Origin of the sequence: Paenibacillus medicaginis (assembly GCF_042138635.1) — a bacterium.
In the GTDB taxonomy this organism is placed as follows: Bacteria; Bacillota; Bacilli; order Paenibacillales; family Paenibacillaceae; genus Paenibacillus; species Paenibacillus medicaginis.
Genome location: NZ_JBHIRY010000007.1, coordinates 74,076 through 99,905, shown reverse-complemented (window position 1 = coordinate 99,905; position 25,830 = coordinate 74,076). Strand labels below are relative to the sequence as shown.

The window sequence follows — 25,830 nt, the reverse complement described above, 5'->3', positions numbered from 1 at the left end:
TTACCTAGTTTGGTTGGTTAAGCTGATATTATGCATAGGCTCAAAATCCTGACAACAAAGAAGACCGCAATAACCGGCCAAATCTGGCTGCGGTATGCGGTCTTCAAACACAAAACTTGTATATTTATTTTGAAAGATTAAGGCTTTCCCTCAATCCCTGCAAATCCAGTCCATCCACGGCAAATGCCTCGCGCACCAAATCCGGGGCTACAAACTCATCATATTTCCCGAGATAAGGCGCCTCATCCGGCTTAAGCAATTCGAGCGGATTCAGCTCTCTCTTACATTCTGCGATAATACCGTCCATTAATGCCGCCTCGTCCGTCTGCCCTGCCACTACAAAATAATAAGGCTCCATCGGTACAACCGAACGCAGTGCGTGGGTGTCAGCCAGCCTGTGTTTCAGCATTCTTTCCAGGGTGCGGAACGGCTTGCTTCCCGTCCAGGGCAGGATAAAATAAGAATCTCCGCCAGCCGGAAGCACCGTTTTCTCCAGCAGGCCGCTTTCTCTGGCTAACCTTCTGGCCCTTTCCAGACGGTTCACCGCCCGCGGCGACAGATAGGAATACAGCGTATTTTCGGCTAGGACCTCTCTCATTTTCCATACGACAAGCGTATGAATATCACCGCCCGCTCCAAGCCAAAGCGTGTCGACCTTGCCTTTGGCCGCCTTTACATACACAGCCTTGTGCTTGGTATCCACCTCAACCACCTTCCACAGCTTGCCTGCCAGAGAAAAGCAATATCCCGGTGGCGGTACGGTCGTAATGGAGCCGATCTCCTCGGAACCGTTATAGACGGCATGCTCCTCTTCATCTTTAAACACGGCATAGAAACGGTAATTGTTCACGATTTTTTCACCGGTCAGCCCGATCAGCAGCGTTCCTTCGTCCGTCCGCTGAATATGATCCGTCTGCAGCAGATAGTGAAGGAACAATTTGTATTGCTCAGGTTCTATAAAGCGGAATGAGGGCAGCGTCAATACCGCTTTGACCAATTCGGCCGGCTCGGCTTCCCCCATGCTTTTCAGCACACTCATCGTCTGATGGTACAGCAGGCCGACCGGCAGCTTCCGGATGGACAGCGGTTCGACCCACTTGTGACGGACATACAGCTCGATGACGGCAATGGCGCGCAGCAGCGTCCATGGCATGCGGGCAGGCAGCTGTGCCTCTTCGTCCTCCTCTTCCGGACAGACAAAGAGCATTTCCGAGGGCTGCTCCTCTCTTCTGCCGGAACGGCCCAGCCGCTGCACAAAGCTGGATGTGCTGTAGGGAGCCCCAAGCTGCACGACCCGCTCCAGTTCCCCCAGGTCGATGCCCAGCTCCAAGGTAAGTGTGGCTGCAGCCACCGCAGGTTCAGGCCCGCTACGCAGAGCGGCCTCCGCTTCTTCCCGCAGCATCGCGGAGATGCTGCCGTGATGGACATGGAAAATGTCTGGCTGCTGCCGCCTTGCCGCGATGCGCCGCAGCTCCAGAATCGTCAGTTCGGCATCCGTGCGGCTGTTGGTAAATACGAGCGACTTCTTCAAATGAGTGCTGTCATAAATGAAATCATAATAAGCCTGCTGTGCCAATTGCAGCTGCTCAGCCTGCTCTTCATCACGGGCGTCCGGGAAGGAGAAATGCTCCACCCTCAGCTTCAGCCGTTTCTTGCCGTTTGAAGCCGCGACTTCCACCGGCAGCGGACTGCCCGCTCCCAGCCAGTCCGCCGCCTCTCCATAATCGCTAAGTGTCGCGGATAATCCGATTCTGCGCGGCCGACAGGACGCCATCCGTTCCACACGCGTTATCTGGCTGAGCAACTGGATTCCCCGGTCGACTCCCATAAACGCGTGCACTTCATCAATGATGACATAACGCAAATCGTGAAAAAGCGCCGGGATCGCATTGGGGCGGTTCATGAGCAGCCCTTCCAGTGATTCAGGCGTAATTTGCAGCACACCGGACGGCTTGTTCATCAGCTTGGTCTTCTCGGCCTGCGGCACGTCGCCATGCCAATGCCAGGCCGGAATACCTGCCTCCCGCAGCAGATCATTCAGCCGTTCAAACTGATCGTTAATGAGCGCCTTTAGGGGGCCGATGTACAAAATACCCACCGAAGCGGACGGTTTTTCATGCAATTCGGTCAGCGCGGGGAAAAAGGCCGCCTCCGTCTTCCCTGATGCGGTTCCCGCAGCGAGCAGCATATGATGGGGCGTATCGAGCAGAATACGGCATGCTTCCAGTTGGGCATCTCGCAGCTTGTCCCATTTTCTTTTATAAATAAACTCTTGAATAAACGGTGCCAGCCTGGAAAAATATTGGCCGCTCATAGCTCAAAATCCGCCAGGAAATCATCGGCCTCATGAGCTGTGGAGCCGCCTGAAGCCAGTGACCCCCGTTCTGCCAGCAAATCGTCGTAAGACGCGTTCGGATGCTGATGAAGCGTATGAAGCAAATCCATAAAATCACGGATGACCTCACGCGGGGTGAGCAACTCGTCCGCCCCCAGCCTGCCTGTCGCCTCCTCCATAAACCGGATCAGCTGTTCATCCACCAGAACTGCGTTATAACCGAAATGAAGCGCATGAATTCGGGTCAGCTTTTGCAGCAAAATGAGAATTTCTTCATGGGACAGCATCTCCAGCCGGAGGATCGGCCCCGTGTAATTGCGGTAGCCAACCGCCGAATATCTGCCGTCGATCAGCCGGGTTCGCAAAGCGTCATAACTGAACAAGCCGCGCCGTTCATCCTCCACGAACTGCGGAGTGCCGCCTACGAAAATCCCCAGATATTCCGCCTGTCCCTGCATGGTGTCATTAAACATGGTGAGCAGCTTCTCATAATTGTTTTGGCGGGACACGCTGTTCGTAATTTTGTATAAATTGACCCCTTCATCGATGAAGAGCAGCAGCCCCTCGTAACCGATACGTGCCATAAATTCCGACCACAGCTTCATGTAATCATACCAGGAGTCGTCATCGATGATCACTCCAACTCCCAGCTCGCTGCGGGCCTCCGTTTTGGTGGCATACTCGCCGCGAAGCCAGCGCAATGCAGCCTGCTTTACGTCATCGTCCCCGTGTCTGTACCCGTTCCAGTAAGCAGCCATCACCTTGGCGAAATCAAAGCCGTGCACCATCGCATGCATTTCATTCGTGACCTTGTAAATTTGCTGCTCGACTTCCGTACTCAGTGTCGGGTCATCCGGACGCAGCCCCTGCTCCTGCATGACCGCCTGCTGGATGGTAGAGAACCATCTCTGCAGAACGGCTTCCAGCGCGCCCCCGTCGGGACGTGTACGGGTGGACAGGTTGGACATCAGCTCCCGGTAGGTAGCCAGCCCCTGCCCCTTGGTGCCTACAAGTCTGCGCTCAGGCGACAAATCGGCATCTGCCACTACAAAGTCGCGGTCCATCGCATAATTGCGAATCGTCTGCAGCAGGAAGCTTTTCCCGCTTCCGTAGCGTCCTGTGATCAGCCTGAAGGCCGCTCCCCCTTCGGCAATGCTGTCCATATCCCGCAAAATAGCCTCTACCTCAGGCTTGCGTCCGACGGCGATATGCTCAAGCCCGACACGCGGCACGACTCCGGCCGTTAATGAATTGACAAGGGCCGTCGTTAATCTCTTCGGTATTTTAAGTTGATTCATCCAACTGCTCCCCTATGATTTCTCGTACCAAATCTATATGCTCGTCCATCACTGTAAAATCCTCGATCAGCAAATCGCCAATCGTTTCCATGGCAGCGTCATTAATCTCATCAATGAGCAGTTCTGGCATGGAGCCGTGCTGCGCCGCCAGCGATGCCAACTCCTTCACAACGGGTCCCCCGGACAACAGAAGAGATAACACCTGCAGATGAACAGGCTGGAGTCCTGCCTTTATTTCCTGCCATTCCTCAGCAGAATCAGCACCCATATCCTCTGCTTCCTTGATGCCGGATGAAGAAGACTCTTTGCTTGGTGAATGCTCCACACTGGATGAAAGCTCCCTCCAAGACCGCCGCTCTGCCAGCTCAGAGTAAACGGTTTCCGCTTCTCCTCCTCCTTCACTCTCCTCATCATATTCAACGGTAAGCAGACGCTGTACCACTTCAGTATCCTCCTGCAGGGAAGCCAGCCTCTCCGTGTCAATCTGGATTTCCCTGCTCGTCCGCCGGGCCTGCAGCTGTTCCTTCTCAATAAAACGCTCTATTAAAGCCTGTGTCTCCGGCAGTAGCACAATTTCTTTCAGTCTGCCTTTGAAACCTGCCATTTCCCTCAGCTTGTTCTCCGTGCAGCGGATCAGCTGTGTTATATACTGTCGAAAAGGCTTGTATTCCCGGTAGGGTATAAATTTGAGTAGAATCGTACGGCCGTGGAAGGAAGGATCGTACACTGCCCGCTGGAAAAGATACCTGTTGACCGTTTTGCTCCTGCCGGGAGCAAACGCATCCTTAAGCCGGCGGCCCTGTGTTTTGCCCATGTAAGTATCAACCAGTGTGATGACGCGTGGGACAAGCTTTGCCAACGATTCCTTTCCGCCCGAGCTGTAGAAAGTACTGCGCCGCATATTGTAATCGGACAGCCCCAGCACAATTTCCAGGGGCAGCACCGGTTTCTCTTCCTCCAGCAGCCTCGTCAGCGCCAGATCAAACAGATCACCACGCATCACCGCAGGACTGGAGATGATGATCTCATCGAGAGGTACTGGCAGGCGGTGAACCAGCACGAAATCCGCAGCCAGTCCGCCATATATTCAAGCAGCCCGGGATAGCTGTCGGCGTAGGCCTCTCTCAGCTCAAGCAGAAGTTGAAATCCCTCTTCAGGCTCTGTCCAGCCGACGCCGTGAATAAGCTCATAAATATAAATAAAAATATAGGACAAATCCGTCTCAGGATACCTCTTCCCGCGCACTTCGCGGCGCCAGTAGAAATACCATTCAGTTTGCGAGCCATTCATTTGCGAATAGGTCGGCCAATAGCTCATGAATGGCTGAAAAGGCACACAACTCCCCTTTCTATCCCCCCATTGTCTGGCCTGATGCACAAAATTCGCTTCTCGTGTCGCCAGATACCCGGGTTCCCCCTCCAGCAGGCTGAAGCCTTCAAGTGAAGCATAATTGCGGACTGGAGGCGCTGCCTTTGGCGTCCGTCGGACTTCCGGTTCTTCTTCATCAATGAACAATTCCGCAAAGCCGATGTCCTGTGCACTCTTATTATCCATTCTGATCCCTCACAGCGATTTCCGCTTGGTTAAGCGTTTGAGTAGGAACCATTATACCATTTTAGAGATCGGAAGAACGGTTTTTTACAAAAAAAACAGGAACATGCATTCCCCGATTCGTATTGTTATAAAAGTTAAACCCATCACCTGTGACTTGCAGTGTGATGGGCATTATACTGGCTTTTTAGTTTAAGGAATAGAAATCCAGGCTCTGTTATTAAGCCGCTGCACCTGGATTGGCGTCTCGAAGAAAGAGGATAGTGTGTCATTCGTAAGAACCTCTGTGCTCGGACCTTGCCGAAACACTTCTCCCCTGCGAATCATCAGGGTTTGATTAAAGACAGGCATGATTTCCTCAATATGGTGGGTTACATAAAGGATCGTAGGTGAATCCGGTTGCTCTGCCAATTGCTGAATGCTGGCCAATAGAGACTCTCTGGACAAGAAATCCAGACCATTGGTTGCCTCATCTAAAATAAGGATTTTTGGCGATGCCATCAAAGCCCGGGCAATCAAGATTTTTTGCTTTTCACCCTGCGAGCAGGTTTGATAAGAGCGGTCAAACAAATGGCTGCAGCCCAACTGGTTCATCAAGGACCGGGCTTCCTCTACCTCTTGCTCCGTTATTTTTTCATATAAACCGATGGAGGCATGCTTTCCGCTGATCACGATATTTTGCGTTTTGTCATTACTGTGCAGCCTTTCCTGCAGCGAGGAGCTGACCCAGCCGATCTGTTTGCGCATTTCCCGCACATCGACCGAACCGTATAATTCCCCAAGGGCTGAGACCTTGCCCAGCGTTGGCCATATGTATCCATTGATCAGATTAAGAATCGTTGTTTTGCCTGAGCCATTCAAACCCAGGAGCGCCCAATGCTCGCCTTTTCTAACGGTCCAATTGATATTTTTCAGAATTTCACTCTTCTCTCTGCGGTAAGAAACCTGCTCAAGCCGGATCACCGTTTCCATTGATATATCCCCTCTTCCTCTCCATATAGCGTCTTATCATCTGACGTTTATTTCGCAATAAATTAACGAAGTAATGCTGCGCAGCATCAAACATTCGTGGATATGCTCCAGGTCGCGGTCATCCCGACGTTCAGCAGCAAGTTTGGAAATCTCCACCTCCAGTATAAAGCGGACTTCGTACATATCCATAATTTCAGCTCTTCTGAAGCTGCTCCATAACCTGCTTTTGCCCGGTACCGGAAGATAACGCGGCGCATTCACGAAAGGCGAAGTGTTTGCAGCCTAAGCATTTGTTATGATCCAATTTACCTAACGCAAAGGTAATCGCTTCGCCGGTATGGTCAAAGAAGTGGTCTTCTCCAATCATTTGGTCGACTCCAGTTTTTTTCAAAAACGCTTTAGGTTGTGGTTGAATGCCTGAAATGAGTACACTGCCGCCGGAATTGTTGAAATGCTTCACGATACTGGCAAGGTTGGATACACCGGTCGCATCGATGAAAGGAACTTTCCCCATGCGAAGCAACAATACTTTCGGATACAAGTGAATATTATCCATAATGGATTTTTCAAACATATTGGCTGCACCAAAGAAAAGAGGTCCCTCAATCGTATAAATGCTGGTCTGGGGACAGTCATGATCTTCGCCCACCATATAAGATTTGACTTTCTCATTTCTTATCGACGGATCGGGTAAAACCTTTGTTACCGTAAGGATATCCCGCATCCGCTTTACAAAAATAATAACCGCAAGAACCAAGCCCACTTCGACTGCCGTAGTCAGACTCGTAAAGACCGTAAGAAGAAACGTAATTACCAAAACGACAGAATCGCTCGTTTTCGTTTTTAAAACATAGGCAAATTCTTTCCGCTCGCTCATATTCCAAGCCACCACCATCAGAATTGGCGCCATACTGGCCAGCGGAATGGCGGAAGCGAATGAAGCGAATAAGATCAAGACCAACAAAACGACTACCACGTGAACCATTCCCGAAACAGGAGAAGCAGCGCCGTTCTTAATATTCGTAGCCGTACGTGCAATCGCCCCGGTTGCAGGAATTCCCCCAAAAAGCGGAGTAACGATATTCGCAATCCCTTGCCCGATGAGTTCACGATTGCTATTATGTCTGCTCCCTGTCATGCCATCTGCGACAACGGCGGACAGGAGCGATTCAATTCCGCCAAGCATCGCTATAACGAAAGCAGGCGCGAGCATCTGATTTATTTTTTCCATCGTAAAATGCGGCATGGCGAATGTTGGAAGCGTATCCGGAATCGCTCCATAAGTTGAACTGATGGTTGCTATTTTGCCATCAAAAAATAATGTCGCCACAACACTTGATATGATAAGTCCAACTAAAGGCGCTGGAATTTTCGGGAGTAATTTTGGAAGAATAAGGATGACAGCAAGACATATAGCCGCAGTCAAGACACTGTAAATGTTCCAGGTGGAAAGATGAGCTCCGATTTCTTTCATGTTGGACAAAAAGTATTCATGGCTTTTCATATGTTGCAGGCCCAAAAAATTGGCGATTTGTCCGGAAAAAATGATGACCGCGATGCCTGATGTAAACCCGATCGTAACGGGGCGCGGAATAAATTGAATCAATATGCCGAGCTTAAAAATCCCCATCAAAACAAGAATAATCCCCGCGAGCATTCCGGCGAGGAGCAAATTTTCATATCCATACTGGAGGACAATAACTAACAAGATCGGCACAAACGCTCCGGTTGGACCCCCGATCTGAAACTTGGACCCGCCAAGCAAGGAAATGAGGAATCCTGCTACAATGGTCGTATAAATTCCGAATTGAGGTTTTACACCGGAAGCAATAGCGAAAGACATGGCAAGCGGAATGGCGACGATACCGACAATCAACCCTGCAACGAGATCTCGACGTAACGACTGGAAGTTGTATCCTTCAAATCTGTCCGACCATTTCATAAAAAACCTTCTTCTTCATATATTTGATTATTTGCCCGTTTCATCATTCCTTATGTTCTCTAACATGGATATTGCGTCCACCAGATGGTTATCAAATATTTGTCTGGCAACCCCGAGCAGATCTTTTATCAGGGGATCTCGGAGGGAATAAATGACGGAAGTCCCCTCTTTGGTTCCACTCACCACATTCTTATTGCGAAGCACGGTCAACTGCTGGGATACGGCAGAACCTTCGCTTCCTAATATGGCTTGGAGTTCATTTACATTTTTATCCCCTTCGCATAACAACTCAAGAATTTGAATGCGCATGGGATGAGCCAACGCTTTAAAAAATTCAGCCTTAAATTGCTGAATCGCACGAGTCATGATCTAACCCCCTTAAAACTTAAAGCTTTGAATATGCAAATATAATAACACAAGTAACAAGCTCTTTGTAAAACAAACTTCAAAAGGTATAATACATTATAAATTCAAATAATCAAATATTCAATTCGGTAGAAGTCCTTTTCTAAAAACAGAAAGGTGTGGATGCATGTCTGATATTCAAGAGATTGTATGCTCTACAACAAAACAAAAAGTAATCGAAGTCGGTCTTGAATTTCTCCATGGGGCAGGGGCAGATCATATCTGTAAAGTTTGTATTGCTGGCGGTGGTTCTTGCTGCTTGGGCTGCCTCTCTTTAAAACAGGTCGTCGGTTGTCAAAAACGAAATACGAGTTGCACGGCATGGCTTTGCGGGTTCTTAAAGTATATATTCTACGAAGTTGGCTTAATCCAAGAGTGGAAACAATTCTGGGATCAAGTACCAGGACAAGATTATCGAGAAGACTTCACACCTCCTTATTTTCCTGTTCTCAAATGGTTGGATAAACCGAATATTCGTTTTCTATCCGAAGCTTTTGCGGAAGATTTACAGGAGTTGCGCCCGTATAATAATGCGTTCTGGTTAATTGAAATTAAAGAGACGCTCGATCGGCATATAGATAGCCTTATGGAATGTTCCGATCCTAAAATCAAAAGAAAGATCGAGAAAAAAATTAAATATTTGACAAAGGATTTTCGACGTTTCCATCTGGCATCAGAACAACTTGTTTAAACAACCAAGGAAAAGAGCTAGTGTTGGTGGTTCCAAACCGCCAACACTAGCTCTTTTAAATTAAAAACGGTTCACAGATGGGACAGCATTTTCCAGTGTTAAAAGCTCCTTTTTCATATCAAGTCCGCCGCGATAGCCCGTCAATGTTCCATTTTTGCCAATGACCCGGTGACACGGGACAAAGATCAGGGCCGGATTCGCCCCGATTGCTGCCGCCACGGCGCGGACCGAGCTTGGTTTACCAAACTGGATGGCGATCTCGGAATAGGTCCTTGTTTCTCCATAGGGAATATGGCCAAGCGCGTTCCATACCGCTTTTTGAAAAGGTGTGCCCTGAAGATGCAAAGGCAGGGAAAAGCTGCTGCATTTCCCCTCCAAATACTCTGTCAGCGCATCGGAATAGATTTGCAGTTTTCTGTCGTCCTTCACCAGCCGGCAGCCAGGAAAGCGCGATTTTAACCAATCCGCCATTTCATGGAACGGACCATTGCCGGAGCCAACAAATGCAAGCCCCTTGTCCGATGCGGCCAAATGAATGCTCTGATTTTCACAGGTCAGTAAAGTCCAGTAAATCTCGGCATTTGTTTGTATGTTCATTATATCAAGCCCTCGCTTTGTTTGATCTCATAAGCACGCCGGTAGTCATTCGGTGTCTGCCCTATCATTTTCTTGAAAAGTGTAATGAAGTAGGGCGCATTGGAGAAACCGACTATAACCGCTGTTTCAGCTACGGATTTATTTGTATGAAGCAAAAGGGATATCGCTTCGCTTATTCTTTTCTGCTGAATATACTCGGCAGGCGTAGTCCCTGTAATTCTCTTGAAGGTCCGCTGCAGGTGATAAGGGCTCCCGTGGCAAATGGCCGCCAAGGTATCCAGCGTAATCGTTTCACGATAATGCTGATCGATGTATTGCATCATTTGATCTACCCACTCCTGGTCAGGCAAGCGGCCGCCCGTTGGTTTGCAGCGCTTGCACGGTCTGAAGTTAGCAGCCGCAGCCGCGCTCGCATTGTTAAAAATCCGGACATGCTCTTTCCTGGGCGCTCTTGATCTGCAGGAAGGTCTGCAGAAAATCCCTGTCGTCTTGACTGCGTAAATAAACTGATGATCATATGCCGTATTATTTTGCATAATCGCTTGCCAGCGTTCATCTGTCAGCAATGGTTCATTTTCGATTGAATGGATCATAGCTTCCCCTCCACTTCCCTAAGTATAACCCCTCTCCCCGCCCTGTGTCTCAACCTCAAAATGGAATAGCAAGATTACGAAATCCTTTGCCTATAGCCTGGCTTATCCGTCAATTAGACCGCAACATCCCGTAATTCGAAATATGGTAAAACTGGCTTGCAAGCAAAAAACTCACCAGGAGATGATGAAATGGATAAACTGAGAAATAAAGTTGCGTTAGTAACGGGAGGAAGCCGCGGCATCGGCAGGGCTATCGCCCGCAGGCTTGGGGAGGAAGGAGCGGTCGTTGCCGTACACTACTTCTCCAATCAGGCTGATGCTAAAGAAACGGTAGCAGAAATTGAGCGTAGCGGGGGCTCCGGCTTCACCGTTCAAGCAGATCTTGGCTCGACTGAAGGAGTACGTGTGCTGTACTCTGAACTGGACCGGGAGCTTTCGGAGCGATTCGGCAATAACGGCATGGATATTCTCGTAAATAATGCGGGAATGGCTCAGGTCGCTGCCATTGAAGATACAAAGGAGCATGCATTTGATCAGTTGATGGCATTAAATGTGAAGGCGCCGTTTTTCATCATTCAAGAGGCCCTGTCCCGCCTTCGGAATGAAGGACGCATTATCCAGCTTTCATCAGCGGTTGCGCGAATATCTTTACCCATGATTCCGGCGTATAGCATGACCAAGGGGGCCATCAACGCCTTAACGCTCTCGCTTGCCAATCATCTCGGTCCGCGCGGCATAACGATCAATGCCATCGCCCCCGGATATGTAGCTACTGATATGAATACAGGCATGCTGCAGGACCCGGATGGCCGCAAGGCCGGTGCCGATTTTTCAATTTTCGGGCGCTGGGGTGAACCGGAGGATATCGCGGATATCGCTGCATTTCTCGCATCCCCGGACAGCCGCTGGATCACCGGACAGATCATCGACGCCAGCGGTGGATCACATCTTTAACCACATCAAATAACCACACGACTAAGCAAAAAACCAACTTGGAAATGCCCAAGTTGGTCTTTTTTCATCGGTTTCTGGTTTTTTCACGAAGCTTTAATCTGCTGCTGCTTCTGATTTTCTTGCGAATTCTGCTACTGCCTCTGATTTTCTTACGAAATCTGCTGCTGCTTATCAGGCCGTGAAACCTTTTAAGGAAAATAACCCGCTGAAACATTTTTTTATCTTTTAGCTGATCGAAAATATAAGCGTCCGGGCGTGTGTTCACTTCAATAATCCAAGGCTTCAGGGACGAGTCCAGCCCGAAATCGATTCCGATTTCCATAAACTTCGGATAGCTTTTATGAAATTCGGTTGCAATCCGTAAGCCGAGGTCTTTTAAAGATTGGATATATTTAGTGTTCTTGTCTTCACTTAAATAGGTACGAAAAAGGGCTTCTAGCGGCATCGGTGTCCCGCCGTTATGGAAATTGGTTACGGCTTTTTGGGGATCGGCCAGTCTACCAATGTAAGCAGTGGCCTCCCATTGTTTCTTTTCGTTTTTTTGCACCATAACACGGAGATCGAAAATAAGTCCTTTATAAGTAAGCAGATCAATGCCTTTTTGCACAATATGCTCACCTTTGTACTTCGTTTGTTCCAAGGATGTGAACATCTCCTTATATGTTGCAAAGCTTCGCGGGCTGGTTCCGGCATGATAAGCGAATTTGGTGTTGTTATGTTTGACAACCTTAATAACTCCATTTCCGCTTGTGCCTTTAACCGGCTTTACGTAGACCATTTTGTGCTTGTTCAACATATTAAGCAGTGCATCGTAAGAATACAGACTCGTATCGGGAACATATTTACGGAGAATTGGGTTTTTAAGTAAAAATTTAGTTTTTGACCATTTACTTCCTAAAGTAGCAAGTTGCTGTCGTGCATTGTTTTCTTGAGCAGGCAATTCCTAATCACCTCTTCTCATTGATTTCCCCTCAGGGATGCTCTGATGGTTGTTATCGGATCACCTGTCTATTAAACGGGCTTCTTCAAGAAGATAGTGAATAATCCGGCTTTGATAATCAATTCTTTTCGTAAGCGACAGGCTCCAGCAGGTCTCTACGGTAATGGCTTTGGCATAAAGCAGCCGGCTTGCCGCCGTACGACCTGATCCTTCTTTATGCTTGAGACGGACTGTAAAATGCTTGGTGGAATCGGAAATGCTGCCGTTCATTTTGCTTACGATTCTTCTGGCTGCAGGTATGGCTTTGCTGCCGGGATTGGTAATGAGCGTCTGGCCCAAGCGTTTGGGATTTACGCTGGAAAGACCGTTAGCTTCATGGAGATCAATATACCAATCAGGGCGCAATTTCTCGGCCAGCTCAAACAGATCTTTAGACAATGGATGTCTCGCTGTATTCCCGGGGCTCTTGGGAAAGGTTCTATTTAAATCAGGCTTGCCGCGGGTACGCTGTTTGTAAGCAGCCTGATTGAATATGGGGACAAGAATCAACATTCCTCTGCTGATGACGAAATCTCCTTGCCGGAATTTTTTCAGCCATTGCTCAGCGGCACGGATACTGGCAACTTCATTGCCGTGAACCCCGGCAGTGAGGATCACGGTCGGACCTGGATTCTTGCCCTTGATCATGCTGTATGGAGTTTTATACCTGGTATGTGATGCGAGCATCTGTTCACTGATTTTCATAGGGAATCACCTCCCGTACCGGATAAAGTATCATACGGTCAAGCTTGTTTAAGGGACACGGACAAACTGTCCGGAGAATTTGCGGAATCACGACAAGTTTGAAAAGTTGTGACTCGAATCACAAGGTCTCATTTTATCATGGGTTATGCTTCCTATATCAGTAAAGAAACCAACCCCTAACCGTCATTCATTCAATCTGATCCGGGAGGTATTTACTTATGAATAAAAATGAAACGGACCGATTAACCCACCAGCCGTCCATGTTCTGTTTCCAGTGCCAGGAAGCTTCCAAAGGCACAGGCTGTACTGTGGCCGGGGTCTGCGGCAAGCCGCATGATGTGGCCAATCTGCAGGATTTGCTTGTCTATCTGCTGAAAGGAATCTCCTTGCTCAGCCTGGATGTACGGCTTCCTGAGGAGCTGGATCACCGTGTCTCCCTGTTTATCACAGATTCCTTATTTGCCACAATTACGAATGCGAACTTCGACCGGGCTGTCTTTGTAAACAAAATTCGGGAAGCGCTGATTCTCCGGCAAAAGGTGCTTGCATACCGGAATGAGCAGTTTCCGGATGCAGCCGCAGCTCTCCCTGACGCAGCCGTATGGCAAGCCGATAGCGAGCAGCATTTTGATGTCAAAGCCCGCCAGGTTGGTGTCCTTTCCACATCCAATGAAGATATCCGCTCCCTGCGCGAGCTTCTGACTTATGGTTTGAAAGGTATGGCCGCCTACACTTATCATGCCTGGCAGCTGAATTACACGGACAAGGAAGTTGACCTGTTCATGCGGCGGGCGCTTGCTGCGACACTTGACGATACCCTTGAAGCAGCCGATCTGATCAGCTTGAACATGGAAGCGGGCAAATTTGGCGTGAAGGTCATGTCCCTGCTCGATGAGGCCAACACCAGCACCTATGGGCAGCCAGAAATAACAAAGGTGAATATTGGAGTGCAAAATCGCCCGGGTATCCTGATTAGCGGACATGATTTGAAGGACCTGGAAGAGCTGTTGAAACAAACCAAGGGCACGAGTGTTGACGTATACACCCACAGCGAGATGCTTCCCGCCCACTACTACCCTGCTTTCAAGAAATATGATCATTTCGTCGGCAACTACGGCAACGCATGGTGGAAGCAGAACGCAGAATTCGAAGCCTTCAACGGTCCGATTCTGATGACGACCAACTGCATTGTTCCCCCCAGAAAAAGCTATATCGACCGTATTTATACGACAGGCAACACCGGATATCCGGGAGTTCGCCATATCCCGGAAGGTGAGAATGGCCAGCCTAAGGACTTCTCTGCTCTAATCGAGCAAGCCAAACGCTGTCTGCCTCCGACAGAGCTTGAGACGGGTGAAATCATCGGAGGTTTCGCCCATGAGGCCGTTATGAGCGTGGCCGACCAGGTGGTGGAAGCGGTCAAGACGGGAGCCATTAAAAGATTTTTTGTCATGGCAGGCTGCGACGGCCGCATGAAATCGCGCAGCTATTATACCGATTTTGCCGAGCAGCTCCCGCGCGATACCGTCATTTTGACGGCAGGCTGCGCCAAATATAAATACAATAAGCTTGACCTTGGTGAAATTGGCGGCATCCCCCGTGTGCTGGACGCGGGCCAATGCAACGACTCTTATTCACTCGCCGTGATCGCCATGAAACTGAAAGAGGTTTTCGGACTTGACGATATTAACGAGCTGCCGATCTCTTATAACATTGCCTGGTATGAACAGAAGGCGGTTATCGTCCTGCTTGCCCTGCTGCATCTTGGTGTGAAAAATATTCATCTCGGCCCTACACTGCCCGCTTTCCTGTCCCCCAATGTCGCCAAAGTGTTGGTGGAAAGCTTCGGAATCGGCGGCATAACAAACGTGGAAGATGACATGAAAATGTTCCTTGGCGCTTGAAAAAAATCCCTTCTGGTTTTCAGTGTTTATTCACTGTCTGCCAGAGGGGATTTATTTTTAAAAAGCTTGTACTTGATACATACGCATCATTCCCATACACTTCAACTCTGCGCTGTTTATGTCGTAACCGGAATCAGTTTGCCGATGAAATGTTATTCCAGATTGCTTGCTTCTTCTCCTCGGTAAAAACCCCTGAATCTAACAAATCCAAAACGGAGAGCACGCCTCCACGAGAACCCCAGCTTCCCTCTTCGATAACCTGGAAGCTTACCCACCAACTCGGAGATGCTTCTGGCACCTCAAGTATTTTGGTGAGACTCCCAAAAATATTTTCAATCACCTCTTTGCGGACTTCATTCGGCCAGTCTCCATCCATCACCAAAACATTAACTGTAATTACATCACGTTCTGGCTGGTCTGATAACAGTTTCCCTCCGATCGCCATGTAATCAGCCGGACACTCGGTGAAATGAACCTGGAATCCTTCCCTTGCAGGTGGGCAGTATTGCCCGACTTCCGGAACTAGAACCGCATCTGTTAAGGCTTCCGCCAAAAGACGACGCTGTTCAACGGAAATACGGCCTACAGGATAATTAACATTAATCATAGTCATATTTGAATTCTCCCTTTGACTCGTAAATTTGGTGGTGATAAGAAAACTATAAATCCGCCTATAAACGTTGTCAACACTTATTATTAAAATAATATATATTATTTTAATATATATTATAAAGATGTGACATTCCCTTTGATGAGATATAATAAATCATGACATTGTTTGATGTACTGGGGGAGAATGTAATGGCAAAGCAGTCGGGGAAAACCAATACGAAGTTTGCCGTGTTAGGCATACTGGCTCTGGGACCCCATACCGGTTACGATATAAAACAACATATGGAACAGAGCACGAGTTACTTTTGGAATGAGAATTATGGACAAATCTACCCTACTTTGGCTGAGTTGCTCGATCAACATGATATTGAGGTTAAAATCATTCGTCAAAAAGGAAAACCTGATAAAAAACTATACAGTATCACCGACCAAGGCAGGCAGACATTATCGCACTGGCTGTCCCAACCGATGGAGCATGTGGTCATGCTTAAAAAAAATGAGCTGCTGCTAAGAGTATTTTTTGGCAGTAATACTTCACCCGAGACGATCATCATGCACATCGAAGAACATAAAAGAAAACTTGAGGAAAGCCTGAAAATTTTTGAAGAACTCGAGACGTGGCTGCAAAATACAGAGAAGAAAGATAACAATTTTAAATATTGGATGATTACTATTCAATATGGGAAAAGTCAGTTTAGCAGTTTAATCAGTTGGTGCGAGAACAGTATTCAAACACTTAAAAATGAACAGTAAAACTGAATGGTGTACCTGGACTCGAAATTCAGACCCTGGTACACCATTGTGTTTATACAAAATCTATTGTAAACAGGGTCATTCCCGATGCTCCTGCGCATAGGCGCGGAGGAAGGCACGAACCCCTTCGACAATAAGCCGCTGGCTCCGGATATCTTCCTCTTGGCGTTCCTGTCCCGGATAACTCAAAACCAACAAAAATGTCAAAGCAGCGAAATGTTTCGCGGCAAGCTGGGCATCCGGCACCGTCAACCATCCGCGCTGCCCGAATTCGGCCAAGCGCCTGGCGAGCGCTTCCTCCGGCATCCTGTCCATTTGGTCATACATCGAATCCGGCAAGTGCTCTGCTTCCATCGTCACGAGCCGTAGAAGCGCAGCATAATCGGCCGACCCGATGGTTGACGTCATAATTTGCTCGCAGAACGCGATAAGCGCTTGCTCAAGGTCGGAGACTTCCTGAAGCCTGTCTTCGATCGCCTGTTCAATCGAGACCATAATTGCTTGCGCCGTCTCCTCAACGACGGCGAGCAGCAAGGCCCGTTTATCGCCGAAATAATCGTAGACCGTCCGCTTGGACACGTTCGCCTGCGCCGCCACTGTGTCGACGCTTGAGCGGTCGAATCCTTCCGTCAGGAACAAATGACGCGCTGCCGCAAGAATGTCGGCGCGTTTTCGCATGGCGCTTTCGCGCCGTGGTTTGTTCGTCAAATTGGCTGTCATGATCTTTACCCCCGGACTATAGTTTCCAAAAGATCTCGGCTATATATAAAGTAATACACTACACTACACTACACTACACTACACTACACTACACTACACTACACTACACTACACTACACTACACTACACTACACGGTAAAGTATAAAATGTATTTCGTTTCATATCAACTCCGTAATGAAGGAAAGCAGGCATGGAATTTTTTTCACTTTACTAACTACACTGCACGGTGTAGTATAATAATTAATCAAACATATAAGGAGGCATTCAACATGAATTTCACTTTGCCAACCATTGATGTTCTTATTATCGGAGCCGGTCCAACCGGACTTACACTGGCCTGCGATCTAGCCCGCTATGGCATCTCTCATCGCATCATCGAGCGTTCCAGTTCCTTTAATACAGCATCCAAGGCAAAAGCCATCCAACCCCGTGCCCTCGAAGTCTTGGACGATCTGGGGGTCGTGGACAGCATCGTTCGGAAAGGGGTCGTTGATATTCCGGTTCGGTACTACAACGCGGATGGCTCGTTCGTCGACAAGTCAAGCATCACGGTCTCCGCAAACGCAAATCTCCGGTCACCTTACCCTGATCCGCTCTGGATTGCCCAATTTGATGTGGAAGCATCACTGCGTGAACAGTATGCCCGGTTCGGCGGCCAAGTAGAACTTGGAACTACAGCCGTTGATCTGAGCCAAGATGAGGATGGTGTCACCGTGACCGTAGAAACGCCCGAAGGAATCCGGCAAATCCGAACACGCTATGCCGTCGGCGCGGACGGCGGCAAGAGCCACGTTCGCAAGCTCTTGAACTTGTCACTTGTCGGGGAAACCTATGAAAATAAACGCTGGTACTTGGGAGACATCCGCTTGGAAGGGCTGGATCGAGACCGCATTCACATCTGGGTTTCGAAGGAAGGCATGTTTGGTCTTACCCCCCTTCCGAATAGCGATCTCTTTCAGTTGCAAGCCACGATTTCGGAAGAGATCGAAGAGCCGGAGCAGCCGTCACTTGAGCTTTATCAAGCTATGCTTGACCGCCGGGCCGGAGCGGGACGAGTCCGAGTTACTGATGCCTCTTGGTTGTCCATCTACCGGGTCAACGTGCGCATGGTCGAACATTACCGCAAAGGACGGGTTTTCCTTGCCGGCGATGCGGCCCATGTGCATTCGCCAGCAGGTGGTCAAGGCATGAATACAGGAATGCAGGACTCTTACAACCTGGGGTGGAAGCTGGCAGCCGTGCTGCGCGGTGCGGATGCGGCGTTGCTCGATACGTATGACGAGGAGCGCCGCCCCGTCGCTCGTGCTGTTCTGGAGGACAGCACCGCGAAGATAGGCGCTGTGATGGGCAACGATACAGACACGGGGAAACTGTCGAAATCGCTGAGCACGATTTCCGATGATTTGACAACCGGACTTCTTGTCTCCTATCGGTTCAGCTCTCTCTCACGAGCTGCAACCGATTCCCCTGAAAAGGGTCCCCTGCCCGGAGATCGGGCGCCTGAGGCAAACGGCCTTCAAGGAAGGGCCTTTGAAGGAAGCGTCTTTGATTTGCTGCGCGGGCCGCACTGGACGCTTCTCGCCTTTGTCGATGGCAGCACGTCGCTGCCGGATATCGACAACAGTCAACTTCATGTTCACCGAATCGTACGAACGCAACTACAGGACGCGGACGTGATCGTAGATCACGAGGGGAACGCGCACCGCGCCTACGCTGCGGAAAATAACGAGCTCGTATTGATTCGGCCGGACGGATACGTAGCGATGCGCGCTTTGATTGAAGATACCCAATCGCTCTTGGACTACTTGCTTCCCCTCTTGTCCAAAGGCTGACGTATAATGCCCTGACAACAATCCGACCCCAACGGTCAGATTGTTGCCTTGAAAGACACGAACTGGATGATCCGATTTTCTACAGAAAAAGGACCTCAATCTCCACTATCCAGTGGAATTTGAGGTCCTTTTGTGTTGTAAATCGGGACATTCCCATGTCATACGAACATTTTTGGGACGACCCTATCAATCATGCCTTTTTTTCAGCGTCAATATTCCTTCGTAAAACTTATAATAATGGATTCTCGTGCTTGGCTTTCAGAATAGACCAGCGGCGCTCAACCTCCCGCTCAAATTCCGCCAGCAGTTCTTTGTTTTCTTCCTTCAGCAAATGTCTGGATTTGCCCATGTACTTGAGCCAATCGGTGAGCGGCACACGCTTGTTCTTGTCTTCCGGATTGTACGTGATGTTCGTCTCTCCGCGCTCCACTTCATAGAGAGGAAAGAAACAGGAATCCACCGCCGCCCGGACGATGTTCTCCCCTTCCTTGTCCTCCGATTTCCAGTTCAACGGGCAAGTAATCAGCAGCTTGCCATACACCATTCCTTCGTTTTGGGCATACCACTGGGCCTTGGCCGCCTTTTTCACCAAATCCTGCGGAAACGCCTCGGTGCCCGTGAACACATAAGGGATGTGGGTGGCCGCCATAATCTGAGCCGTATCCTTGTGCTGGTATGGCTTGCCCTGCTGCTTTTTGCCCACACCGGAGGTGCTGGTCATATGCCCCAAGGGAGTGGAATAGGACAGCTGTGCCCCGGTATTCATATATCCTTCATTGTCATATTCAAGAATGATCATTTTATGATTGCGCAGCGCCGTACCGATCGCTGAGCCCATGCCGATGTCCATGCCCCCGTCACCAGTGATCATGACAAAAGTGAAATCGTCCGGCACATCCAATTCCCCGCGCCGCTTCTGCTCAAAGAAAGCTTCTACCGTACCCGACAATGTCGCCGGGCCGTTCTGAAACAGATTATGAATGAAACTCTGTTTATGAGAGTTATAGGGATAACCTGTTGTCGTAATATATGCACAGCCGGTATGGAACAGGGTCACAACATTGCCCTCAATTCCCTTGAAAAACAACTCCAGGCCGGGAAAAATGCCGCAGCCGGGGCAGGCTCCGTGTCCCGAAGCGATCCGCTTCGGCTTGGCCGTTAATGAGCGCATTGGCGGGATTTTAACTGCAAGCTTGCGGGTTTCCTCGTTCATCCTCACGGTAATCAGCCCCGACTTGAACGCTTCTCCCGCCATGGGGGAAATGACAGGAACCAGCTTCTGTTCATTTCTGCCGGGTGTATGACCGTAATAATCAAACGGCTTTTCGGCAAACCCTTTCTCCACGACATCCAGAGCAAGGGCAAAAAAGGCTTCCGCATCGTCCGCATAAAAATCCTTGCCGCCCAAGCCAAAGATGCGGGAAAGCACGACAGGCTGTGGCCCGCGAATATCCTGAATCGCCGATTTCACCTCATGCGTGAGATTTGCGCCATTGGCACCGTAAGAATCCGCACGCTCTCCGACAAGCAGCGCTTTGACCCCGCGCAGGGCATCACGGACGGCTGCGGCCGGAAACGGGCGCAAAATATTCGGGCTGATCAGTCCCGCCTTAATTCCCTGTGAGCGCAGCCGGTCAACGACATCCTTAGAGGATTCAGCCGCTGAATTCAGCAGGAATAATGCGACCTCGGCATCCTCCATCTGATACACATCCAGCGCCCCATAACTTCTTCCCGACAGGGCCGCATATTCTTCCGCCACCTCGCGGAAAACTTCACCTGCGCGCAGAATGGCCTCAGATTGCTGATAATGGTTGTTCGTCAGGTCTTCGCCATTCATGTACGCGCCGACTACAATGGACCGCTCCGGATCCAGCACGTGCGGCTGTGCGGAAGGCTTTTCTCCCACAAAACGCTGCACAGTCTCACGGTCGCTGAAAATCTGTACCCGCCGCTTCTGATGGGAGGTGAAGAAGCCGTCGTAAGCCACGATGACCGGCAATCGCACCTCCTCATGCTCCGCAATGCGCAGCGCCATAATATTCATGTCGTATACGGCCTGCGGCGAGCGGGCGGTGAGAATCACCCACCCCGTGTTCAAGGCGTAGTAGAGATCCGAGTGGTCCCCGCGGATGTCAAGCGGCCCGCTGACAGCCCTTGTCACCAGATTCATTACCATGGGAAAACGGGTGCCTGCCTGTACAGGCAACTGTTCGATCATATAGAGCAATCCGTTCGCGCTGGTGGCATTGAGCACACGCGCGCCGGCTGCCGCCGCTCCGTAACAAATCCCCGCCGATCCATGCTCGCCGTCAGCCGGAATAAGCCGGATATCATGCTCTCCGCGTGTTTTCATCATATCAAGGTATTGGGCAATTTCGGTTGAAGGTGTGATGGGGAAATAACCCATAATATGATAGTTGATCTGGGCTGCCGCCATGGCGGCCAGCTCGTTGCCTGACTCAAACACCGTTTTCTGATCATGGGCTGATGCCAATTTCGTATTCTTTTCTTTCGTTTGCAGGCTCATTTAGTGTACTCCCCCCATCGTCAGATATGGGAATTTCTGTGGCACCCGATGCTGCTCGGCATAATGCTGGACCTCCAGCATCTCGCTTAGCGCAGACGTCGGACAAGCTTCCACGCATTTCAGGCAGCCTTTACAGTATTGATAGTCAATTCCCTCCATGAACATTTGCGAATTGCCCCGCTTGTCGGGCCTTCTCTCCCATACAAAACAAAAGTCGGGGCAAACGGTATCGCAAGCGGCACAGTTAATGCAGTCCTCTTTATTGAATTTTGGAATAAAGCCCTGTCTGGAGCCGCTCAAATCCTTCAATACACTGCTCGCTGTAACGGTAAGAATGCCTCCCGGCTCCTGCGTGGAATAACCAAGCAAAGGCTCCTGCCGTATATACCCGTCCTGACTTTCTTCAGCTTGGCTCTGCAGTGTGAGGAAACGGACTTCCTCATAACCACGATTGAAGGTTCTGATATTCGATTCTACCAAGTGCGGTAGCTTCTTCTGAAAAGTGCGGCGAATGACCTCCCGCATATTGTCCGGATCCAGAAAACCGCAGATCCGGAACAGCGCTCCCAGCATGGCCGTATTTACCTTCGTTTTCTCCTCCACGGCAATGTTCAACCCATCCACAACGGCCAGCGTGCCGCGGGTCAGCTTGATGTCCCGTGCTACCTGTTCAGCTTCGCGTGCGGAATTCACGAGCACCGTTCCGCCCGGAAGCAAGCCTGCACAGACGTCCACGGTTTTATACAGAGCTTCATGGAATACCCCGACCACATGAGGCTGCTCGATCGGGCTGTGGTCCCGAATCTCCACCTGCGCATCGCAGAAGCGGACAAAAGCCTTGACAGGGGAACCTTTTTTCTCGGAGCCGTAGCTGGAAAAATTCGATCCATTCAGACCGGAGCCGGTTACGCCGGCTTCAGCCAGCATTTTTCCTGCCAGATTCGCGCCAAGGCCTCCTATCGACTCCAGCCGGATTTCATAAAATCCCAGCCTGTTTTTCTGAGGTAAAATGGACAATTGGCATTCCTCATTCCTTGATGAATTGGTTGGATTTTTATGCAAATGTTCCTTGTAATTTAAAGTTTAACGATACCGCATTTCGAACAATGTGATTGTGCTCACAATCCATCATTTTTCCAAATTTATTCCTAATTTCGTTCTTATTGATTCCGCATATCCGATACAGTGTTAAGCAATTGCTCTGCCGCTTCCTTTCCCTGTCGTATGCAATCCGGAATTCCTACGCCCCCATAACCTGCTCCGCATAGCTGTACTTCGGGCAAATGGCGTGCAAATTGTTCCCTCAGCAGCCTCATCTGCTCCATATGGCCGACCGGGTATTGCGGCATTGCACGATTGCAGCGGGAGATTTCGACCAGCTCAGGCTCGGCCGTTATGCCCTGCAGGTCTTTCAGGTCTTTACGTGCGGCACCCGCCAGCTCTTCGTCAGTCCAATGGACCCAGTCCTCCGCGCCGGCCCGCCCGATATATGTCCGCAGCAAGGTATGACCTTCGGGAGCGGCATGAGCCCATTTGGCGGAGGACCAGGTGCAGGCGGTGATCCTCTTGCCCTCCTTGCGCGGAACCAGGAAGCCTGACGCGGCAAAGGCATGATTCACATCTTCATTCCGATATGCCAGCCCGATATTGGCCACGGAGACATAGTTGATTTTATTAAGCCAGCCGACATCCGCCGCACCGGCAAATATTTGGGCGGCCACAAAAGCCGGTACCGTGCAGATCACTCCATCAGCTCCCAGCGTTTCTCCATTTTCCAGGTGAATTCGATATTCATCTTCTTTACGAACCTTGACCACAGACTGACCCATGATAAACCGCACAGAGTCGAGCCTTTTCGCCAACCGATCGATCACAGCAGACATTCCATTTTTATAGGATAGAAACATGCTCTTTTGGGCAATCTCCGGCAGGCCCTGCAACGATGAAGACTTTTGCCCGCCTCCCAGAGCCATGCCTTTAATCAGACTGCGGTGTCTCTGCTCCATCTGCCTGAACTGCGGAAAGGTTGACAGCAGACTTAAGTAGCGGGTGTCACCCGCATAGATGCCGGAAAGCAGCGGCTCGGTAATCTGTTCCAATACTTCTTTCCCCAGCCGCCGTTCGATAAAGTCGCCAAGCGACTCGTCCTCACTGCCTTTTCTTGCAGGCAGGATCAGGTCCAGGACCGCTCTTGCTTTGCCCCAGGGAGAGATAAGCCCTGTACGGATGAAAGGGCTCATCCTGGTCGGAATACCCAGAATAAACCCCATCGGCATCGGGTGCAGCTTGCCTTTGTGCAGAATGCAGGTTGTCTTGGCGCTCGGACGGGTTGAGACCAGGTCCGCCTCCATGCCGAGCTCCGCCGTTAGTTCCAGGACGGAGGTCTTGCGTGCCAGGAAAGCGTCCGGTCCTTTTTCAATCATGAATCCGTCCCTGTGAACCGTATGCAGCTTGCCACCAAGTCTGTCGCTTTGTTCAACAAGCGTGATTTCCAGCGGAATCCCTTTTCCCCCCGCCTGCTTCTGCAAATAAAACGCCGCGCTTAAACCCGTGATTCCTCCACCAAGCACAACGATCCGTTTAACAGCCCTCTGCATTCCGCCGTTCTCCTTTCCAGTCTTGTGGAACATGCACACAGTAAGGGTCGCTTTCCAAGTAGTCCCCCGTCAGTGCAAAAGCCCTCGCTCTGGAGCCGCCGCAGACCGTTTTGAATTCGCAAACTCCGCATTTTCCTTTGAGTAATGATTTGTTCCGAAGCTGCTGCATGACGGTAGAGCCGCGGTAAATATCCGCCAGCGATTTCTCCCGTATATTTCCGCAGGCCAGCGGCAGAAACCCGCTGGGATATACCTCGCCCGTGTGGCTGATAAACACAAACCCGTCGCCGTCATTGACACCTTTCGGAGCACGTCCCAACGCATCCGTCGTCCTGCGGACTCCCGCAGTGGCTTTATTCTCCTCACCATCGCGCTTCTTGCGCTGCTCTTGCAAAATAACCCGCCGGTAATGAGGAGCTTCTGTCGCTTTGATTCCGAAGGGCATCCGCTGCTGCAGCTCGTATAGCCATCTCATGACTTCTTCGTGCTGTGCCGGCGAAATCATGTCCTTCTCCATGGCACGGCCAGTGGGCACCAGAAAAAACACACTCCACAGCACAGCCTGCATCTCCTTGACTCTCTCAGCAATTTGCGCAAGATCATGCAGATTATATTGTGAAACCGTCGTATTGATTTGAATGGGAATGCCCGCCTCCCGCAAATAACCGATGCCGCGCATCGTCATTGTAAAGGAACCGCGAGTGCCACGAAAATGATCATGGATATCCGCGCATGAACCATCCAGACTGAATGCCCAACGGGACAAGCCCGCTTCCTTTGCCTTCTCGACTGCGGTGCGTGTCACTTTGGGGGTGGCGCTTGGTGTTATGGACAGTGACAGCTTTTTCTCTGCAATGGCATACCTGGCCAGCTCAAACAGGTCGGGACGCATTAACGGATCTCCACCTGTGAAAACACAGAGTGGATGATTCAATTCAGCAATCTGGTCCAGCAACCTCTTGCCCTCCTCAAATGTAAGCTGGCGGGGGTCGGGTCTGTACTGGGCCTCCGCCCGGCAATGCAGACACTTTAAGGCACACGCCCGCGTGACCTCCCAAATCACGATAAAGGGGTCTTTATGATAATCCCGTACAGACCCTGAAGCGATCATGCAAATCTCCTCCTATGGAGCCGAATTTTAAACAACTAAAATCAAGAAAGAACCATACAGAACAGCCGCAAACACCATCTCCGCAATCCCTGTCGGTTTTGCCTTCAGCCCCTGGCCGGGAAGCAGGACAGCCCGCAATAGCAAAATAAGGAAGGGAATAAACAACAGCGGCTTGATCGAGGCTGCTGCCAGCATAATCACCAGATGATAAACCACAGATGCGTAGTAGTAACGTGGATTGTTTTTTTCCCTGAGCACAGTTTTGACATACAAGGCAGTCCCCGCAAAATAGAGCACCAGCAGCACAAACAGTTCGTTCACTGTCCGCCACTCCGTTGTTCCCCCTCCGAGATAGACGACAGGATATATAAAGGAGCAAAAAAGCAAAACGGCGGCAATGTCATTCAATAAAGCGCGTTCCTGTTTGATTCTGGCATAATACACATTCAGCGCAAAAAAAGGCAGCAGCAGCGCTCCATACCAGATGAGTTGAGGCTCATACCACACAAGAAAAATTAGCAAAGGCAGCGATATGGCCCCATATAGTATGGCAGGCTTGCAATATCGCTCCCCTTTACCTGTTTTAATCCACTGCAGCGCGGGGAAAGTGAATAAATAGAGCACCAGCCAGCAGACAAACAGCGGGATGTGAATGCCGTGCGGTCCACTGACTGCCAGCCCCGTCAAAAACGGAAGAATGAGCATGACCCACGCGCCATGCTGTTTGGGAATGTACCTGTTCATACCA

General features: G+C 50.0%; 24 protein-coding genes. 5 read left to right on the top strand and 19 right to left on the bottom strand.

Annotated elements, in window-relative coordinates; genetic code table 11:
- Nucleotides 1-124: 124 nt before the first annotated feature.
- From ACE5LO_RS09750 to ACE5LO_RS09715, 8 genes are all read right to left on the bottom strand, one after another.
- Nucleotides 125-2,314, bottom strand: coding sequence for a DEAD/DEAH box helicase (locus ACE5LO_RS09750; RefSeq protein WP_375519827.1), 2,190 nt, complete (start codon nt 2,312-2,314; stop codon nt 125-127).
- Nucleotides 2,311-3,633, bottom strand: a complete 1,323-nt coding sequence (locus tag ACE5LO_RS09745) for an ATP-binding protein (protein ID WP_375519826.1) — start codon at nt 3,631-3,633, stop codon at nt 2,311-2,313. Before ACE5LO_RS09745 ends, ACE5LO_RS09750 begins: the two co-directional genes overlap by 4 nt.
- A complete protein-coding gene (locus ACE5LO_RS09740; RefSeq protein ID WP_375519825.1) occupies nt 3,620-4,693 on the bottom strand; it encodes a tellurite resistance TerB C-terminal domain-containing protein in 1,074 nt (357 codons plus the stop codon). Before ACE5LO_RS09740 ends, ACE5LO_RS09745 begins: the two co-directional genes overlap by 14 nt.
- On the bottom strand, nt 4,633-5,187 hold the full coding sequence (locus ACE5LO_RS09735; protein WP_375519824.1) for a TerB N-terminal domain-containing protein: 555 nt from the start codon (nt 5,185-5,187) through the stop codon (nt 4,633-4,635). The genes ACE5LO_RS09740 and ACE5LO_RS09735 overlap by 61 nt, the downstream gene beginning before the upstream one ends.
- Nucleotides 5,188-5,376: 189 nt before the next feature.
- Entirely contained in the window at nt 5,377-6,156 is a 780-nt protein-coding gene (locus tag ACE5LO_RS09730) for an ABC transporter ATP-binding protein (RefSeq protein WP_375519823.1), read from the bottom strand.
- A 36-nt stretch (nt 6,157-6,192) separates the two neighbouring features.
- A complete protein-coding gene (locus ACE5LO_RS09725) occupies nt 6,193-6,345 on the bottom strand; it encodes an FCD domain-containing protein (protein ID WP_375519822.1) in 153 nt (50 codons plus the stop codon).
- Between the two features lie 4 nt (nt 6,346-6,349).
- Nucleotides 6,350-8,098 (bottom strand): SulP family inorganic anion transporter, encoded by a 1,749-nt coding sequence (locus ACE5LO_RS09720; protein WP_375519821.1) that lies wholly within the window; start codon nt 8,096-8,098, stop codon nt 6,350-6,352.
- A gap of 27 nt (nt 8,099-8,125) precedes the next feature.
- Complete coding sequence (locus ACE5LO_RS09715; RefSeq protein WP_375519820.1) at nt 8,126-8,464, bottom strand: ArsR/SmtB family transcription factor; 339 nt, start codon at nt 8,462-8,464, stop codon at nt 8,126-8,128.
- A gap of 166 nt (nt 8,465-8,630) precedes the next feature.
- Here ACE5LO_RS09715 and ACE5LO_RS09710 point away from each other — a divergent pair, with 166 nt between their 5' ends.
- Nucleotides 8,631-9,194 carry a hypothetical protein gene (locus ACE5LO_RS09710; protein WP_375519819.1) on the top strand — a complete coding sequence of 188 codons (564 nt, stop codon included), beginning with the start codon at nt 8,631-8,633 and terminating at the stop codon, nt 9,192-9,194.
- Between the two features lie 60 nt (nt 9,195-9,254).
- Here ACE5LO_RS09710 and ACE5LO_RS09705 read toward each other — a convergent pair whose 3' ends face one another.
- Both ACE5LO_RS09705 and ACE5LO_RS09700 read right to left on the bottom strand, forming a co-directional pair.
- Nucleotides 9,255-9,791 carry a methylated-DNA--[protein]-cysteine S-methyltransferase gene (locus ACE5LO_RS09705; RefSeq protein WP_375519818.1) on the bottom strand — a complete coding sequence of 179 codons (537 nt, stop codon included), beginning with the start codon at nt 9,789-9,791 and terminating at the stop codon, nt 9,255-9,257.
- Complete coding sequence (locus tag ACE5LO_RS09700; protein WP_375519817.1) at nt 9,791-10,384, bottom strand: bifunctional transcriptional activator/DNA repair enzyme AdaA; 594 nt, start codon at nt 10,382-10,384, stop codon at nt 9,791-9,793. The genes ACE5LO_RS09705 and ACE5LO_RS09700 overlap by 1 nt, the downstream gene beginning before the upstream one ends.
- Nucleotides 10,385-10,573: 189 nt before the next feature.
- Between ACE5LO_RS09700 and ACE5LO_RS09695 the strand changes: the two genes are divergently transcribed.
- Nucleotides 10,574-11,338 (top strand): SDR family oxidoreductase, encoded by a 765-nt coding sequence (locus ACE5LO_RS09695; protein ID WP_375519816.1) that lies wholly within the window; start codon nt 10,574-10,576, stop codon nt 11,336-11,338.
- 64 nt (nt 11,339-11,402) lie between these two features.
- Here ACE5LO_RS09695 and ACE5LO_RS09690 read toward each other — a convergent pair whose 3' ends face one another.
- Both ACE5LO_RS09690 and ACE5LO_RS09685 read right to left on the bottom strand, forming a co-directional pair.
- Complete coding sequence (locus tag ACE5LO_RS09690) at nt 11,403-12,278, bottom strand: YheC/YheD family protein (protein ID WP_375519815.1); 876 nt, start codon at nt 12,276-12,278, stop codon at nt 11,403-11,405.
- Between the two features lie 60 nt (nt 12,279-12,338).
- Nucleotides 12,339-13,022, bottom strand: coding sequence for a succinylglutamate desuccinylase/aspartoacylase family protein (locus ACE5LO_RS09685; RefSeq protein ID WP_375519814.1), 684 nt, complete (start codon nt 13,020-13,022; stop codon nt 12,339-12,341).
- 218 nt (nt 13,023-13,240) lie between these two features.
- On the opposite strand from ACE5LO_RS09685, the gene hcp reads away from it, so the two are divergent.
- A complete protein-coding gene (gene hcp / locus ACE5LO_RS09680; RefSeq protein WP_375519813.1) occupies nt 13,241-14,926 on the top strand; it encodes a hydroxylamine reductase in 1,686 nt (561 codons plus the stop codon).
- Nucleotides 14,927-15,059: 133 nt separating this feature from the next.
- Here the strand turns inward: hcp and ACE5LO_RS09675 are convergent, their stop codons facing one another.
- Complete coding sequence (locus ACE5LO_RS09675) at nt 15,060-15,539, bottom strand: tautomerase family protein (RefSeq protein WP_375519812.1); 480 nt, start codon at nt 15,537-15,539, stop codon at nt 15,060-15,062.
- A gap of 188 nt (nt 15,540-15,727) precedes the next feature.
- On the opposite strand from ACE5LO_RS09675, the gene ACE5LO_RS09670 reads away from it, so the two are divergent.
- Complete coding sequence (locus ACE5LO_RS09670; protein WP_375519811.1) at nt 15,728-16,291, top strand: PadR family transcriptional regulator; 564 nt, start codon at nt 15,728-15,730, stop codon at nt 16,289-16,291.
- A 78-nt stretch (nt 16,292-16,369) separates the two neighbouring features.
- Here ACE5LO_RS09670 and ACE5LO_RS09665 read toward each other — a convergent pair whose 3' ends face one another.
- Nucleotides 16,370-17,011, bottom strand: a complete 642-nt coding sequence (locus ACE5LO_RS09665; RefSeq protein WP_375519810.1) for a TetR/AcrR family transcriptional regulator — start codon at nt 17,009-17,011, stop codon at nt 16,370-16,372.
- 270 nt (nt 17,012-17,281) lie between these two features.
- On the opposite strand from ACE5LO_RS09665, the gene ACE5LO_RS09660 reads away from it, so the two are divergent.
- Nucleotides 17,282-18,844 (top strand): FAD-dependent monooxygenase, encoded by a 1,563-nt coding sequence (locus ACE5LO_RS09660; protein ID WP_375519809.1) that lies wholly within the window; start codon nt 17,282-17,284, stop codon nt 18,842-18,844.
- A gap of 229 nt (nt 18,845-19,073) precedes the next feature.
- Here the strand turns inward: ACE5LO_RS09660 and ACE5LO_RS09655 are convergent, their stop codons facing one another.
- The 5 genes from ACE5LO_RS09655 to ACE5LO_RS09635 form a co-directional block, all read right to left on the bottom strand.
- Nucleotides 19,074-21,374, bottom strand: coding sequence for a thiamine pyrophosphate-dependent enzyme (locus ACE5LO_RS09655; RefSeq protein WP_375519808.1), 2,301 nt, complete (start codon nt 21,372-21,374; stop codon nt 19,074-19,076).
- Nucleotides 21,375-22,391: a 2-oxoacid:acceptor oxidoreductase family protein gene (locus ACE5LO_RS09650; RefSeq protein WP_375519807.1), complete on the bottom strand. Its 1,017-nt coding sequence runs from the start codon at nt 22,389-22,391 to the stop codon at nt 21,375-21,377.
- A gap of 143 nt (nt 22,392-22,534) precedes the next feature.
- Nucleotides 22,535-23,971, bottom strand: coding sequence for a protoporphyrinogen oxidase (hemG, locus tag ACE5LO_RS09645; protein WP_375519806.1), 1,437 nt, complete (start codon nt 23,969-23,971; stop codon nt 22,535-22,537).
- Nucleotides 23,955-25,082 (bottom strand): TIGR04053 family radical SAM/SPASM domain-containing protein, encoded by a 1,128-nt coding sequence (locus ACE5LO_RS09640; protein WP_375519805.1) that lies wholly within the window; start codon nt 25,080-25,082, stop codon nt 23,955-23,957. The genes hemG and ACE5LO_RS09640 overlap by 17 nt, the downstream gene beginning before the upstream one ends.
- A gap of 27 nt (nt 25,083-25,109) precedes the next feature.
- Nucleotides 25,110-25,826, bottom strand: coding sequence for a YwiC-like family protein (locus tag ACE5LO_RS09635; RefSeq protein WP_375519804.1), 717 nt, complete (start codon nt 25,824-25,826; stop codon nt 25,110-25,112).
- Nucleotides 25,827-25,830 lie beyond the last annotated feature (4 nt).

Coding starts and splice junctions, on each gene's coding strand:
- ACE5LO_RS09750 (WP_375519827.1), bottom strand. CDS start 2,314: ATGAGCGGCCAATATTTTTCCAGGCTGGCACCGTTTATTCAAGAGTTT.
- ACE5LO_RS09745 (WP_375519826.1), bottom strand. CDS start 3,633: ATGAATCAACTTAAAATACCGAAGAGATTAACGACGGCCCTTGTCAAT.
- ACE5LO_RS09735 (WP_375519824.1), bottom strand. CDS start 5,187: ATGGATAATAAGAGTGCACAGGACATCGGCTTTGCGGAATTGTTCATT.
- ACE5LO_RS09730 (WP_375519823.1), bottom strand. CDS start 6,156: ATGGAAACGGTGATCCGGCTTGAGCAGGTTTCTTACCGCAGAGAGAAG.
- ACE5LO_RS09725 (WP_375519822.1), bottom strand. CDS start 6,345: ATGGATATGTACGAAGTCCGCTTTATACTGGAGGTGGAGATTTCCAAA.
- ACE5LO_RS09720 (WP_375519821.1), bottom strand. CDS start 8,098: ATGAAATGGTCGGACAGATTTGAAGGATACAACTTCCAGTCGTTACGT.
- ACE5LO_RS09715 (WP_375519820.1), bottom strand. CDS start 8,464: ATGACTCGTGCGATTCAGCAATTTAAGGCTGAATTTTTTAAAGCGTTG.
- ACE5LO_RS09710 (WP_375519819.1), top strand. CDS start 8,631: ATGTCTGATATTCAAGAGATTGTATGCTCTACAACAAAACAAAAAGTA.
- ACE5LO_RS09705 (WP_375519818.1), bottom strand. CDS start 9,791: ATGAACATACAAACAAATGCCGAGATTTACTGGACTTTACTGACCTGT.
- ACE5LO_RS09700 (WP_375519817.1), bottom strand. CDS start 10,384: ATGATCCATTCAATCGAAAATGAACCATTGCTGACAGATGAACGCTGG.
- ACE5LO_RS09695 (WP_375519816.1), top strand. CDS start 10,574: ATGGATAAACTGAGAAATAAAGTTGCGTTAGTAACGGGAGGAAGCCGC.
- ACE5LO_RS09685 (WP_375519814.1), bottom strand. CDS start 13,022: ATGAAAATCAGTGAACAGATGCTCGCATCACATACCAGGTATAAAACT.
- hcp (WP_375519813.1), top strand. CDS start 13,241: ATGAATAAAAATGAAACGGACCGATTAACCCACCAGCCGTCCATGTTC.
- ACE5LO_RS09675 (WP_375519812.1), bottom strand. CDS start 15,539: ATGACTATGATTAATGTTAATTATCCTGTAGGCCGTATTTCCGTTGAA.
- ACE5LO_RS09670 (WP_375519811.1), top strand. CDS start 15,728: ATGGCAAAGCAGTCGGGGAAAACCAATACGAAGTTTGCCGTGTTAGGC.
- ACE5LO_RS09665 (WP_375519810.1), bottom strand. CDS start 17,011: ATGACAGCCAATTTGACGAACAAACCACGGCGCGAAAGCGCCATGCGA.
- ACE5LO_RS09660 (WP_375519809.1), top strand. CDS start 17,282: ATGAATTTCACTTTGCCAACCATTGATGTTCTTATTATCGGAGCCGGT.
- ACE5LO_RS09655 (WP_375519808.1), bottom strand. CDS start 21,374: ATGAGCCTGCAAACGAAAGAAAAGAATACGAAATTGGCATCAGCCCAT.
- hemG (WP_375519806.1), bottom strand. CDS start 23,971: ATGCAGAGGGCTGTTAAACGGATCGTTGTGCTTGGTGGAGGAATCACG.
- ACE5LO_RS09640 (WP_375519805.1), bottom strand. CDS start 25,082: ATGATCGCTTCAGGGTCTGTACGGGATTATCATAAAGACCCCTTTATC.
- ACE5LO_RS09635 (WP_375519804.1), bottom strand. CDS start 25,826: ATGAACAGGTACATTCCCAAACAGCATGGCGCGTGGGTCATGCTCATT.